We start from the raw sequence: 14,324 nt of genomic DNA on the forward strand, positions 1-14,324 counted from the left end.
CGACCGCCGGAGGGCTCCGAAACGTCCCGCGGCTCTGCTCCGGTGGAGTTCGCCTTCTCCACTCTGCGGCCGACGCGGAGGCATCTCTGGTCGAAGAGTTTACGCAGGTGGGTGGCTATTCAAGACAGCCTGAAGGGCGGCCCGTGCATTGGCTTCTTGCTCGATCGCGTAGCCCCGGTGCAGGCAGCGTTGCGCGAAGACGCCAACCGGATCCGGGCGTTGCGCGAGCTGCTGGAGGCGGCTGCGGCTGTGAGTGTTGAAGGGCCGGCCTTCGTCGTGCGGCACGGTGCCGACGTCTACGACGTGGATGGTGGTGTCCGACGGCAGGTTGTCGTGGATGCGGGCGGTGATGCGGACGCCGCCGAGGTCGGCGTCCGCGCAAATGACAACCCCGGAGGTCTGCTGCGCCGCCTGGACGATCATCGACACGACGGCGTCGGGCGGCTGCCCGTGGCACCAGACGACCGGCAGGTCGGCCCGGGTGTCACAGACCGCTTCGGCCGCCTGCCGGTTCTCCACGACCAGCAGGACATCGCCCGGCTCGGTGACGGTCAGTCGCGGCAGCATGTGGGGACTCAGCCGGATGTCGTGCGGCCCGGGCATCGCCGACAGGTCGAGGATGGAGCCGTCGGTCGTGTGCAGCAGGATCGGGCCGCCGAGCCCGATGTACGGGTTGCGGGCCACGCCGAGTGCGATGAGTGTCTCGTGGTCGAAGCCCATCGAGGCGAGCAGATGGTTCACGTCGTCGCGGGCTTTCGTGTCCTTGGCGTGACTCTGCACAAAGGCGCGAAGCGAATCGTGGCTGCGGCCCTCGGCCAGGTCGGTGGCCGCGCGCACCGCCCACAGCAACCGGTCGGGATGATCGGTATCACGGAGTGCCCGGCTGACATCCGGCCAGTCGTCGGCGAGCGCCGACGCGATCTGCTCCGCCTTGGTGCGAAGGGTGCTGGTGTTGTCCCGACGGCGGCTTCGACGTTCCTGTTCGGCTGCCGTGAGGTCGGGGTGCGGGTACACCCGGCGTGGCGGCTGGGCCAGGGCGTTGCCGTTGAGGGTGTAGCCGATAGTCACGCAGCCAAATTCGGTGAGCTCCAGCATGATGCGCAGCGCGTCGGTACCGAACCTGCTGCTGACACCGGCCCAGCCGTGCTCGCTGCGGATGACCCAGCTCCAGTCGCTGTCGCTGAGCAGGCCCTCCGGTCGGCGGGGGGCCTCGCTCGGATTTGCCGTGCGGAGCCGTGCAGAGCGCGGTCTCGGTCGGCCTCGGCTGTCGCGGGGGTAGCGGCCGCTGGGAGGCAGTGGTGCGTAGGCGACCAGGCCCGGATAGTCGCGGATCCAGCTCAGGGTGATCTCGGGATCCAGTTCCCCGTCGGTGGTGCCGTCGGTGTCGGTCATGTCTGCGGCTCCGGCCGGAACGAGGTCATCCAGTCGGAGAGCAGTTGCACCCGGGCGGTGTCGGCTTCGCTGCCGATGACGACCGGTGCCTGGTTGTACGGCATGACGTCGGACGGGCGGCGCAACTTGATGTAGAGGCTGGACGCGCCGATCGCGTACCTCTCCATGTCGTCCTGCAGGGCGCCGACGACGCTGATCGCCCGGTCGCGGCCAATGTTTTCGAACAGGGCGACGGCGTCGCGGCGGTGTGCCGCGCCGAGGTTGCGGCCGAGTTCGTCGAGGACCAGCAGCAGCGGCCGGTCTTGGGCGCCGGCGAGTGCCGCCGCGCAGACGAGCTTCACTGCTTTGTCGTCCATCTGGGCGGTGTTGCCGCGCAGCCGGTACGACGACGGCGGCTTGCCCTCGCCGCGCCGCCACCGTGGGGTGATCGTCCACTGCCACGGCTTCTCCGGGTCGGCGAGGGCTTCCGGTTCCGGGAAGTCGAGGTTGCCGCCGTAGCCGCCGTAGGTCTGGTCGAGCCGGTCGAACTCGTCGGACACCTGCCGCAGCTTCGCCTTGATCGCTTTGGCGGTGGTCGACCGCAACGCCTCCGACGTTCGCCGAGCCTCGTCGAGCGCGGCCTTCGCTCCAGTCAGGGTGATCGTCTTCGCCTGCCGCTCCCGCTGGATCTGGGAGGCGTTCTCCCGGTCGACACGCTCATGATCGGTCAGGAAGTTCCCGACGATCCGCAACACATCGGGGATCAGCCGCACACATGCACCTCCGGTGCGCCGGTCGGCGCGTTGCTCGTCGACGACGCGCAGTTCCTCCGGCCGGTTCTGCTCCGGGTCACCGGGCGGAAAGCACGCGGCGCGCACCTCGTTGGCCAGCCGCGCGCACACCTCGTCCCACTCCGCCGGCGGCCGCATCGCCTCACTCTCGTCGAGCGTGAGCAGATGCTGCTCGGCGGTATCCACCGTTCCGGTCCACTGCGCGTTCAGGCGGGGAAGATCGAGATCTGTACGGTGCTGGAGCAGTGCACTCCACTGTCTGCGGTTCTCTTCGAGTTCCTTCTTCAGGGTGGCCAGAGTGCGGCTCGCCGTGTCGATCTGCTGGGCCCGGGCGGCTTTCTCACCGAGAGCGGCCTCGTAGCCGATCTTCGCCTGCCGCAACGGTCCGTCGAGTTTGCTCAGCTCCACTTCGATGGCGGAGTTGCGATTACGGAGCTTTGTCACCTTGCCTTGAACCGCACCAGCCTCGGCCTCGGCTTTCGCGCCACGCAGGTGCGCGTCAGCGCGGCTCTTGGTCCGTTCGGCCTCACGGATGCCCTCGTCAGCCTCGTCGTCCTCGCCGGCGGCTTTCTCCAGTTGATCCTGAGCGGCTCGGATTCGGCCAGCACGACCGGTCAGGGCCTCCGGGAGACCGGCGATCCCGTGCACACCAGCCACAGGATCGATATGCCCGTCAGCACCGGCTCGCTCTGCCAACGCCGCGAGGAATCGACCCACCGGCAGGTCGGGATCCGCGGCGGCCGGCAGGCCTGGCCCGAGCAGGTGGTCGGCCGGGTCTGCTTCGACCAGCAAGCTTCCAGGTAACGCGGCCAGTAGTTGGACGGCTTCCTGAGCTTGGTGGTGAGCGACGGCGACCGCGTGCCGATAGGGCAGCAGCCGAGCTTCCCATACAGGCCGCTGCTGTTCGGTCAAGGAGATCGTGTCGACCAGCGGCGCAGCGGTGATGTCGTTCGCCCGTAGCAACCGGACCTGGGCGACCGCGACATCCTCGCCCTTCTCCGCCGCCGACAGCGCCGCCTTGGCAACCCGCAGCGCGTGCTCGGTACGGCCTTTGATCCGCTCCGCTGCCTGGACCATTCTCCCTGCTTCGGCGATCTCCTCCTCGGCCTGTTCAACGGTGCGCCCGTCCGCTACGGCCGCGACGGCTTGAAGGGTGCGCAGCTGTCCACCGAGGGTTTCGATCGAGCCGACGTTCTGATTCTGCTCGACCTTCAGCGCGCTCTCAACGGCCTTCTGGTCGTCGTACGTCTTGATCCGGGTCCGGCAGCTCTCGTCGAACGCCTTGTCGTCGGACAGCCGATGGACCTTCTCACCGGCTGTCTCGATCTGCGCGCCCAGTTCCTTGCGCCGACGCTCCTTCGCCTCGACGTCTTGGCCGATCCGCTCGGACTCGTGGAAGCCGTCGACCAGGTACCGCGCGCAACGGCTTCGCCAGCTGTCACGCGCCTCGGCCAGCAACGTGCGGGCACGCTCCCGTGAGGCGATGCCGTCCTCCACCACCTTCATCCGGTCGTCCCACAGCTCGTACTCCTCCTCGGCCCGCGCAGCCCGCCCGGCATGTTCGTACTCCTCGGCCCGGGACTTCTGTTCCTGTTCGATCTCCGCGGTCAGGCCGGTCAGCGCACCGATGGCCTCGAAGATCCGCTCCGGGGTCAGCTCGTTGAGCGGCTGGGCGAGCAGGTTCGCGGTCGGGCTGGCCCGTACCGACGTCGACAGGAAGGACACACACCTGACCGTCGAGCCGTACAGGGTACGGGCGAGCCGGTTGGCGCGGATGTCGGTGCGGCCGTTGCTGCGCGGCAGCGCATCCCACAAGCCGTCGGCGCCGCCGGCCCGCTCGTCCTCCGTGTCACCGAACGGCACGTGCAGCCGATGGGCCCACCGCAACTCCACGTGCGGGCTCTGCCGGTTGATCCGCAGCCACACCGTCAACGCCGACGCATCCAGCTCCTCCGCCGTGGTGGCCTGCGGCGGCACGAACGCGCCGATCAGGTAGCCGCGGTCGGCGTTGGCGTGCATCGCCTCTTGGCCGGCGAGCTCGGCGGTGAACAGCAACTCGGCCGCTGCCTGCGCCCCCGACTGCAACCGCCATTGCTCGTCGGCGTGCAGCAGGCTCAGTCCGGCGATGAACGACGACTTGCCGGCACCGTTGGAATCCGAGGGCCCCTGTCCTGCCACGGTGATCAGCCCACGAGCAGTGATCGGCACCGGGTGAGTCGACAGCCGCGAGATGTTGACCATCTGGATGCCGGCGAGGACGCGCGCTCCGACGATGTCCTCGACGACTCCGTCCGACGGCACGGCTACAGACGTCAACGCTGCCCTCCCACGCGGTTGTGCCGGCGTTCCCGGATCGCTGCGGCCAGCGGATGGTCGGGTGCCGCGGCGAGAATCAACTGGTCCTGCAACTGCTCGCGGGCGGCCGGCGTCAGCCGCGACAACTGTGGGCCCGGGACGTATCCGCTGTCGTGGTCGCCGCCGCGAACCGTTCGGAGCAGCCCGCACGCGGTCAACCGGCCCAGGGCCGCTCTGACCTCGCCGACCGGCACCTTGCTGTCACGGCTGACGTCTTGCAACGTGGTTGGGTACGGGCTCTCCCAAGAGTCCGCAGCGATCTGCTCCTCGCTGCGCGGAATCGCCACCGAGTGGACCAGCACCAGGACCAAAACGGCCCGGTCGGCCAGCGACAGCGGCTGCCACCCCGTCTCGGTGAGCTCAGTCCGTACGGCGTCGTCGAAACCGGACGTGAAATGCAACTGATCAACCGTCACCAGTGTCCGACCGGTTCGGCGAAGTAGCTCTTCCAGCCGCTCACGGCTCGTCGCATCGCTCAGCGCGGGCAGGAACTGCCGGTGAACCGGGCCACTGCTGTGCTCCAGCAGCGCGTACGCGGCTTCGACCAGCTCCCGCTGCCGATCGGGCAACGTCCCGAGCACCTCTTCGAAGATCGAATTCGGGCGGTTCACGACCCCTCCGACCTGTCCTCAGTGGTGTCGGGGATCAACCGCCACAGCTCCCGAAGAGTGCTCAGCTCCAGCGACCCGAAGGACGCGATCCGAGGACCAATCCGCACCGTGTCCGCTCCCTCCAGCAAGACCCAACCGGATACCGCAAGGCGCCGGAGCCCCGCGGACAGCAGTTGCTGACGGCTCACCTTGTTGCGGGCCGGCACCAGCCGTTGCAACACCTGACCGACATGACCGGTCGAAGCCGGCAGCCCGGGCCACAGATCCGTCGCGGGATCAGGCCAGCAACACCGCAAAGTCGCGGCCAGCACTCGCAGGGTTCCCTTGCTGTCCATCATCGAAGAGCCCGGCATCCCGTACTCGATCAGAACAGCCGGTCCCGCGCTGTCGGGCAGGTTCGGGATCAGCCACACCGCCCTGGCGTCAGCCGCCACCAGACGACGCAACCCGGCCGGTGTCGGTCCACCAGCGGAGACCTGCTGCGGACCGCCAGACCGGATCCGCGCCCACCACAGGGCCGCATCCCGCTCGCTCACGCCGCCTCCTGCTGGTCCCGGCGGAACCAGCCGTCAGAGACCCACGTCCGCGTGGACGTCACATCGACACGCCACCCGTCGCCCCAGGTCACCGTGTACGGCAGCTCCGGGCGTAGGTGAATCGCGGTCACCTCCGACAACACTCGCCGACTGGTCGGCCAGTCACCCGCGTCGGCGAGAAGCTGCGCCACCGTGACCACATCCCGCCCCGCAAGCAACTCCTCCGCGCGCTGAGCCAACAGCGTCGCCTCTGGGTCGACGTCGACCTCCGTCGGCGGAGGCTCCTCGTCGACACGCGGTCGCGGCGGCGGCACCCGGCCACTGTCGGACTGCAGCCCTTCCTCCACCGCGTCCAGCAGATCGTCGGCGGTGAAGAACGGCTCCGGCGCGTCGAACAGCAAACCGTCCAGCGCCTGCGCCAGCCCCTCGGTACTGCTGTCCCGCGCGAACGTGCGCCACCGCTCGGTCGGCAGCAACCCCAACGCACGCGTCTTACCAGCGTGCGCCAGCAGCCGCCCGGCCGCGGTGTTCAACGCGTCGCGATAGGCCGCCAGCGCCATCCGGAGCTGCGTGCACTCCGGCAACAACTGCGGATGCCGGTCCGCGGCCGCATTGTGATACACCCGCGCCTTGTCGACCAGGTCGCTGTTACCCAGCAGCGGCTGCGCCTGCGTCCGCAAGGACTCGACCGTCGCCGACTTCGCCAACTGCATGATCGGATTCGCCAGCAGCCGGAAAACCGTCGTCATCTCCAGCAACTGCTCGCGCACCACCTCCGGGGTCGTGTCATCGTCGTCCAGCGCCAGCCGGGCCATCGACAACATCCGGTGCAGCTCCGCCTGGCCCCCGGTCTGCGACAACCGGCGCAGAAAAAGCAACATCACGTACGGCGCGAACGTCGCCTGGTAGAACATCTCGTGCGGCCGCTCGTTGACCCGGGTCACCGCACGGTACGACCGCAGCACCTCGAACCGGCGCCGGACCACATCCGCCGGCGCCTCCGGACATGCAAGCACGGCCTGTTCGATCGTCATCCCGGCTGGCCCCGCGTCAGCGAACGTCTGCAAGATCGACTCGTCGACCCCGACCGAGTCCGCGTCGTCCACCATCGCGTTGGCGTTCCGCGCCAACACCGCGAAGACCTGCCGGTAGATCCCGAGAACAGCCGATTCGGCAGCGTAGTCATCGAACGTCAAGGCCGCTGCATCGCTCATAGGAGGTCGACAATATCGCGCTAGGCCAGCAAGCAGGAGAACCTGCGTATGCCAAAGCCACCGAATGCTCCCCCGGCCTTCGACTGCGAGATCATCGGACAGCTCATAGGCCGCGAAGGTATTTGAGGACTTCCAGGACGAGTGTCATGGTCGCGCCGAAGGCCGCACCGCCCGCGATCACCGCCGTGGAGGGGTCAGCTCCGCTGTGGTGGAACAGCACGGCTGCGACGACCCCGACACAGCCGGAAATCACTACGGCGACCACGACAGACCGGTGTTCGCGGGAGAGGTTGCGTCTGGTCATCGGGCACCGCCAAACAGCCGGCGGACTACCAGATCGCGGGTCTCGGCGACCCGGGCGGCCAGGTCTCGCGCCGCCACGACCTCATCGTCAAGTGCGCGTAGCGCTGCGACCAGCGACTGCTGCCGAGCCTGCGGCGGCAACGGGATCTTCATCGCCGCGACGTCCGCTGCGGTCACGTATGCGGTCACGGTAGCCCGTGCGAACGCCTTCATCCCATCCGTGCCCGCTGCGGAGCGCAGATATGCGTACAGGTAGTAGGGGTTGAGGACGTCGGGGTCTGAGACTCGCAGACGCAGCAAGTTTGTGCTCAGGAGCCAATTCGACTCGGTCGGCCGCACGATGGCGGGTGCCGTAAGTGCCCCGGTCCGCACGCAGAGCACATCGTCGGTGCGTAGCCAGTAGTCCTCCAATGCCTTAGCGGTCGCTCGCGGGGCTCGCGGCGGTTTGTCCGCCACGATTCTCCCGTCACGCAGGTGCCGCGGCAGAACGATGGGGACTCCCTGCTCGTCGGATCGCTCTTCAGCTCGCAGCCGCGAGTATGAATAGCCCGCCTTGACGTCGCAGACGTCGCCAAGACGGACGATCTGCGCGCCGAGCGGCTGGGAAGCAACGACCGCTGCATCCTCGGCCGCCCTGCGGCAGTGGAAGGCCCGCGAGTAAGTCGCCCCCAGGCCGGCGCGGGCGGCTTCGGCGTCGGGGACACGGAGCCCTATCGTGCCTGGTAAGTACTCCGCCGGGTTGAGCGAGTAGGACTCCGGCCGGATGACGGCCTTGGTGACGGCGGCACTCAGACTCTCGATGCCCGGGTGTGGCCGACCGGCCGCACGGTCGACAAGGAACGATCGCCATGCTCTCAGGATGTCGGCCTGACCTCCCTCATCGAGCAACGCGCGGCCACCGCTTGACACACCGAGGTTCACCGCGTCGACGAACAGGATCGGCTGGTCCGACCCGGGTGCCCGCCGGACGATCCAGACACTGGTGGCAACGGACGTGCCGGCATACAGGCCGGGTGGGAGGGCAATGACCGCTTCCACCATGGAATCGTCGACCAGTCGGCGGCGGATTTCCCGCTCGCGGGCATTGGCCGAGACGGCGGCTATCCGTGGCATGATGATTGCAGCCCGGCCATCGTCGCTCAACTGCTCGATGCAGTGCAGGAGCCAGCGAAAGGCGGATCGGGCTGGCGGTGGTGGGAATGGCTGCCAGTCGGTGTTGGGGCGCCGGTCGAGCCACGAATCGCTCCCGAACGGCGGATTGGCAAGGACGTGCGTGACCGTTGCGCGCCGAGCTTGTGCCGCCAAACGCAGGTCGGCTGGTTCGCCTAGGGCCAGCAGGGTGAGTCCAGAGAGGCTCAGAGCCGCAGCATCGGGGCCGAGCCCGTGCAGCCGTAGGGTCCCCGGCCGGGCCGCTACGTCGGCCGCAGCGATGAGCAACTCGCCAGCTCGCAAGTACGGGTCGTAAACGGACTCGGCAGAATCGTCGATCACCGCCTTGGCAAGGAGGGCCGCAACCGTGCGCGGGGTGAGGAAGCCGCCCGGGGGCAGGGCGGCCTCGTACGCGTCGACGAGGGTGTGCACGTTCGCAGCGCCGAGTTCCGAGCTGCCGGACATGAGTCCCCGGACCTCAGGGACACCTTCCGGGGTCAGCCGCCGCAGTGCGGCGAAGACCTCGGGCGAGACGCCGTGACGCCGCGCCGCCTTCCCGGCGGTTGTCGCGATGCGGTCGATGAGCCATCGCGCCCCTTCGGCCCCTGCATTCGGCGCGATCAGATCGTTCAGCCCGGCCCAACCCTGCGGGTCCCGCTCGCGGAGAAAGATCAACGTGAGGCGCAGAATGAGGTTGTCGATCTCGACGGTCGTGGGATCGCCGGGCAGGTTCATGCCAGGCATGTGGCTGGGCTTCGCCGCGGCGAGGCTCCGCCGCATCCGGTCGGCGTAGCTGTACTCGGTCCCGTCGTCGGCCGCGCGAATCGAGCCGTGCACCTGGCGGGACTCGAGCCACTCCAGCACCTCGGGAAGCGCAAAGCGGTTCTCCCCGACGGGACGTGGGAAGTCGCGGCGCTTGGCCCATGAGGTCACCGCCGCACGGCTGACCCCGGCCAGCCTGGCAATCTCCGAACGTGTGACTTGCTGCATCTCTCTCCCCGGCCGTCGCAAGTGAACTCGATCGAAGGTAGAGGACACCGGGGACACCGGCAACCATGAGCACCCGCAGATGCTCACCTGCCTTTTCGTTGACAGGAAGCCACGACCAGGGTTTTTCTAGGGCGCGGACCGCAGAGAACGGGCGCTAAAAAATACTTCGTTAACTCCCCATGTGTTAACCCGCCAAGGGACGGGGTTGCTGAAACGATAGGTGATTCTTCGCCGCATTCAGCCCGCTTCGTCGCAGTGGGGCCGGCCGGCCCCGCCCCGGGCCTTCGCACGACGTCTACTGAACTGGTGGGGCACCGAGCAGAGGGTCCGGTGACGCTCCTGATAGCACCCACGGTGGACCCCCTGCGCGAGCCGGACTGATCGAAACGGTTGCAGAGGTCCTACATCACCGCTTCGGTGGTCTCGTGATGGGCCAACGCTTCCTCTGCACCACTCGACGCGGCGAGTCAACCGAACCCGGGGCAGTCCCGACCGTCGTCATCTTCGCTGGAACCTCACCGGTCCGGATCAAGGGAGTCAGCTGATTGCGCCCGGCAGGCGGTACGGTAGGCCACCCTGAGCGGCTGATGCATAGGCGGCTGTGATCGCATGTGCGACGACGAGTGCGGATCGCGCCAGCCCTGCTTCCGTAGCAGCGGAGGTCACCTGGCGGAGTACATCATCGGCGAGTGCGGGTAGCCAGTCGTCGTGGGCGTGGCGACTCCGTGGCGTCTCGGCCAGTCGCCAGGTTCGCCGCCCGGTGGGGCTGTCCTCGACGAGGGTGTCGTCGTTCAGGACGACCGTGCCGTGTGTGCCGGTGAGGCTGTAGGTGTTCCTCCGGTGCGGGGCTCGCCATGAGAGCAGGATGTGGGCTTCGATCTTGCCGCTCATGTCGAACACCAACTCGACGTGGTCCTCTACCCCCAGGGTGCTGTATCCCATCGTGCAGCCGACCAGGTGGACATGCATCCCGGTCAGCCATTCGGCAAGGTACACACAGTGCGGGCCGTGATCGACAAGGACACCTCCCCCGGAGACTGCGGGGTTGCGGCGCCAAGACGGGTTCCAGTCCGGAGATCCGCTTGCCGACGTGGGGCGTTCGATTCTCATGTCGAGGCACTGAAGGGGTCCGATTCGTTCGGGAGCGCCGAGTTCGCGGAGTCGCTGTAGCAGCGGCGAGTGCACGTAGTTGTGGCCGGGGTAGATGATCCTGTTACGTTGCCGGGCAAGCGCGATCAACTTCGCTCCGTTGGCGGGGTCGAGGAAGGTGGGCTTCTCACAGAACACGTGGGCGTCGCGCATGAGCGCCTGCTCGGTGTATGCCTCGTGGCTGGTCGGCGGCGTGCAAATCAGCGCCAGGTCGATATCCACGTCGATGCCGTCGAGAGTGGCTGCCACGGCGGCGTGCGGGAAGCGGGCTCGTGCGGCGTCGCGCCGTGTTGGCGTGGGGTCGAGGATGGCTACGATCCGGCTCTGAGGCATGGTGTCGTAGCACCGGGCGTGGGCTTCGCCTGCCCGCCCGTATCCGATGACACCAACGTTTATCATGTCGGGGCCTTGTAGCGCTGTAGCACTGACACGAGGGTGTCCACGGCTGCGGTGAGTTCGGTATCGTCGGCGGTTAGCGGCGGGTAGAGCCGTAGGGTGTGCCCTCCGGTCATGACCAATACTCCGGCGGCTACGAGCTGCTGGAACACCTCGCGCAGCTGCTCCTTGCCGGTGACGTTCAAGCTGATCCCGATCGCCATGCCGATACCGTGGACGCTGCTGACCAGCGCCAGCCCGGCGAGGTCTTGGCGCAGCCGGGTGAGCGTCCGAGCCCCCACCTCGCCCGCTCTGTCTGCCAGCTGCTGCGTGTGTACGGTCTGGGCCACGACGGCGACGGCACGGCATGCGAGCGGAAAGCCGCCGTAGCTGGAGGAGCTGGCGCTGGGGGCTCCGAATGGGCCCCGCTGCATGAGGTCCGTCGAGGCGCAGATGGCGGAGACAGGGTAACCGTTGCCGAGGCCCTTGCCGAGTACGACGACGTCGGGACGTACGTCTGGTTGGTCGCTGGCGAGGATAGTGCCCGTGCGGCCCATGCCGGTCATGGACTCGTCGGCGATGAGCAGTGCGCCATGTTCGTCGGCGAGGCGGCGCAGGGCACGGAGGTAGCCCGTAGGCGGCACCACGTTGCCTGCCCGGCCTTGAACGGGTTCGACCAGGATCGCTGCGAGGGATCCGGTGGACTGCTCACGCAGGATGTCGCGGGCGAGGTCGACGCAGGCGAACCCGCAGGCTGGCGAGGTCAGGCGCAGGGGGCAACGTGAGCAGTTCGCGTATGGGGCGCTGATGCTCCCGGGTGCGGTGGGTCCGAGGCCCGTGCGTGCCCCGCTGGTGTGCGCGAGGCTGCCCAGTGTGCGGCCGTGGAAGGACTGCCAGAAGGAGAGGACCTCGAAGCGGCTGGTCGCGGACTTCGCCAGCCGGATGGCCGATTCGACGGCCTCGCTGCCGCTGCTGTACAGCTGTATGCGGTCAAGGTGAGCCGGCAGCAGGTGCCGCAGCAGGCGCGTCATCTCCAGCCGGGCGTCGCTGGCGTGCGCTCCGATCATCCAGCTGCCTATCTGTCGGGTCAGGGCTTCGACATACGCCGGATGCGAATGGCCGAGGAGGTTGACGCCGGCGGCGCCCATGAGGTCGGCGATCCTGCGCCCGCTGGTGTCTGTGAGGTGCATCCCTGCCGCCTCGGTGACGGCGAGACCTGCCCACCGGACCGCCTCGGAGATGCCCGGTCCGAGGACGGTCATCTCCTCATCCCAATGCGCCTGGCCGCTCACGACGTCGTCTCCCTGGCGTTGGTGGACGCCACCCTGAACCCGCCCGCGGGGTGGCGATCGGTGGCGAGCATGCGGTTGCGGGTGAACGAGTTCGCGCACTCGGTGGCGTAGTAGAAGGCTCCGCCGCGGATGACGTATCGCTCCCCCGGTCGGGTGCTGGCCGCCTCGCGTCCGTCGTCGTGGCGATAGGGATAGCCGAATGTCGGTTGGTGTCCGCTGTGCCCCCAGAGGCTGCGGGTCCATTCCCAGACGTTGCCGATCAGATCCTGGCAGCCGGCCTCGTTGTCGCCGTCCGGGGAGAACCTGCCGGGGGCGACGACCGCGCCGATGCCGGTGGCGCGGATGTTGGCCCGACGTGGATCGGGTACGTCTCCCCAGGGGTATCGCCCGCCTCGGTCGTTGCCTGCGGATGCCTCCCACTGCGCTTCGCTGGGCAGGACGATGCGCTGTTCCGGAGCCAGCGCCCTGGTGTGATGCAGGTGGCGGGTCAGCCAGGCGCAGTAGCGCAACGCGTCGAGCCAGGACACCATGACCACGGGAAGGTCGTCCCGCCACAGCGAGTCGTCGGCCTGCCAGTGGTCGGGGCAGGGGCCGCCCTCGGCTGCGAGGAAGGCAAGATATTGGTGGTTGGTCACTACGGTGCGGGCCAGCCGGTACGGCTGTAGGCGAACTGTGTGTCGTGGGCGGCAGTCGTCCTGTCCGTCCGGTGCGTCGACGCCGAGGATCACCTCGCCGCCGGTGTGCGGCAGCAGGTCGGGTACCGCCGGTTCCTTCAGCGCTGCTTCGTGGACCTCGCGTGGGATGACGCCGTCGGCCAGCAACTGACGCAGCGACGGCTGCCGGTCTTGCCGTGACATCGTGTCCGCATAGCTGCGGACGGCCTCGGCGCGGTCGCTGGCCGCCAGCCGCAGGAGGCTGGCGCGCGCGAACGGGGTACATGCGGCCAGCGCGGCGAGTTCGGTGACCGCGTCGAGGCGGGAACCCGGGTCGGGCGATGTGAGATCCTCGCGGACGTAGTCGGGCAGTTGCTCGCTGACGTATCGGGACGTGATCGCAGCCTGGCTCGCGCCGACGGCGAGGTGAGGGCTCCCGCCTGCGGCGACGACGCGTTGCCGGGCGAGGTCCAGCAGGTGCGGCACTGCCTGCTGGGTTCCCGAGGCTGCGAGGTCGCCGAGGACCGCAGCGAGGCCATCGTGGCAGGTGCTCTCGGGCCTCGTATCCGCGGCGGATGGCGATGCGAGCACGAAGGCGCCCGCAAACGCGGGGGCGACGGCGCCCACCGTGGCGCGAGTGGAGACGAGGTCTGCGCAGACGATGACCGGCTTTCCCGCTTCTGGAAGGACGACCGCCGACAGCTCATCGATCCGAAGCATGCTGTTGGGGCGTCCCGGAACGGAGCCGGGCAGCGCCAACGCGGTGATATCGCCGTCGCGACGGGTGAACGTGACAGCGTGGCCCGCCAGGCAGACCAGCAGCACATCCTGCCCGCCGAGAGCCTTCCTGGCATCGTCGATGGCGCGGCGGGTGGCGGCAGGGTTGCCGAGTCGCCGGTCGGCAATCACGATGATCTTGCTGTCGAAGTGGTGGTCGAGCTGCCAGCGCAGCTCGGCCTGCATCTCGCCGTGCGCCGCCCAGCCGATCGTCGGCAGGTGCCGGTAGGTGGTCGGCGCGAGAAATAGTGCGCCGATACTTACAGGTATTCGCGGAGCCATGTCGCCGTCTCGCGGTACACGATGTCGCGTTCCTGCGGTTCTTCGAGGCAGTGATCGCCGTCGGGTACCCCGACTACCTTGTGCGGTCCTGAGACCAGGTCGGCTGCGCGCACGCTCTGCCCGAATGGCACCTCGTGGTCGGCTTCTCCGTGAACGAAGAGCACCGGCGTGGACAAGCCGCGCAGCGGTGCGCTGACGTCCTGCACGTCCTGCAGCTCGTCGAGGAAAGCCACGCCGATCTGCTCGCCGTCGAGATCCACATAACCGTCGCGCCGTGCCGCGCTGAGGTTGTCCTCGCTCACGTAGGATTCGAACGCGCCGTCGAGCAGCCAGATGGCCGGCCACAGCAGCACGACCGCCCGGTATGCCGGGTCGAAGCCAGCTAGTGCCTCGTCATGCGGCCTTGAAGGGGTAATCCGGGTGGCGGATCTTGGAGTTGGTCGCGTATCCGGTTTTCGGTCGGGCTCGCTGGTTGC

Annotated in this window: 11 protein-coding genes; all 11 read right to left on the bottom strand. The window is 68.2% G+C overall.

What is annotated here, in order from left to right; translation table 11 throughout:
• Positions 1 to 99: 99 nt before the first annotated feature.
• Positions 100 to 1,392 carry a DUF2399 domain-containing protein gene (locus ACGFH9_RS29720; protein ID WP_393225831.1) on the bottom strand — a complete coding sequence of 431 codons (1,293 nt, stop codon included), beginning with the start codon at positions 1,390 to 1,392 and terminating at the stop codon, positions 100 to 102.
• Positions 1,389 to 4,478, bottom strand: a complete 3,090-nt coding sequence (locus ACGFH9_RS29725) for a hypothetical protein (protein ID WP_393225834.1) — start codon at positions 4,476 to 4,478, stop codon at positions 1,389 to 1,391. The genes ACGFH9_RS29720 and ACGFH9_RS29725 overlap by 4 nt, the downstream gene beginning before the upstream one ends.
• On the bottom strand, positions 4,475 to 5,128 hold the full coding sequence (locus ACGFH9_RS29730) for a hypothetical protein (RefSeq protein ID WP_393225836.1): 654 nt from the start codon (positions 5,126 to 5,128) through the stop codon (positions 4,475 to 4,477). The genes ACGFH9_RS29725 and ACGFH9_RS29730 overlap by 4 nt, the downstream gene beginning before the upstream one ends.
• A complete protein-coding gene (locus ACGFH9_RS29735) occupies positions 5,125 to 5,664 on the bottom strand; it encodes a hypothetical protein (RefSeq protein ID WP_393225839.1) in 540 nt (179 codons plus the stop codon). Before ACGFH9_RS29735 ends, ACGFH9_RS29730 begins: the two co-directional genes overlap by 4 nt.
• Positions 5,661 to 6,860, bottom strand: a complete 1,200-nt coding sequence (locus ACGFH9_RS29740; RefSeq protein ID WP_393225841.1) for a hypothetical protein — start codon at positions 6,858 to 6,860, stop codon at positions 5,661 to 5,663. Before ACGFH9_RS29740 ends, ACGFH9_RS29735 begins: the two co-directional genes overlap by 4 nt.
• Before the next feature lie 121 nt (positions 6,861 to 6,981).
• A complete protein-coding gene (locus tag ACGFH9_RS29745) occupies positions 6,982 to 7,182 on the bottom strand; it encodes a hypothetical protein (RefSeq protein ID WP_393225844.1) in 201 nt (66 codons plus the stop codon).
• Positions 7,179 to 9,320 carry an N-6 DNA methylase gene (locus ACGFH9_RS29750; protein WP_393225847.1) on the bottom strand — a complete coding sequence of 714 codons (2,142 nt, stop codon included), beginning with the start codon at positions 9,318 to 9,320 and terminating at the stop codon, positions 7,179 to 7,181. The genes ACGFH9_RS29745 and ACGFH9_RS29750 overlap by 4 nt, the downstream gene beginning before the upstream one ends.
• 537 nt (positions 9,321 to 9,857) lie before the next feature.
• Positions 9,858 to 10,868, bottom strand: a complete 1,011-nt coding sequence (locus ACGFH9_RS29755) for a Gfo/Idh/MocA family protein (RefSeq protein ID WP_393225850.1) — start codon at positions 10,866 to 10,868, stop codon at positions 9,858 to 9,860.
• Complete coding sequence (locus tag ACGFH9_RS29760) at positions 10,865 to 12,136, bottom strand: aspartate aminotransferase family protein (protein ID WP_393225852.1); 1,272 nt, start codon at positions 12,134 to 12,136, stop codon at positions 10,865 to 10,867. Before ACGFH9_RS29760 ends, ACGFH9_RS29755 begins: the two co-directional genes overlap by 4 nt.
• Positions 12,133 to 13,848, bottom strand: a complete 1,716-nt coding sequence (locus ACGFH9_RS29765) for a formylglycine-generating enzyme family protein (protein ID WP_393225855.1) — start codon at positions 13,846 to 13,848, stop codon at positions 12,133 to 12,135. Before ACGFH9_RS29765 ends, ACGFH9_RS29760 begins: the two co-directional genes overlap by 4 nt.
• The coding region (locus ACGFH9_RS29770; protein WP_393225858.1) for an alpha/beta hydrolase family protein at positions 13,827 to 14,324 on the bottom strand (498 nt) is incomplete at its 5' end. The genes ACGFH9_RS29770 and ACGFH9_RS29765, both read right to left, overlap by 22 nt.

Origin of the sequence: Micromonospora sp. NPDC049102 (genome assembly GCF_043197485.1) — a bacterium.
Lineage (GTDB): Bacteria > Actinomycetota > Actinomycetes > Mycobacteriales > Micromonosporaceae > Micromonospora.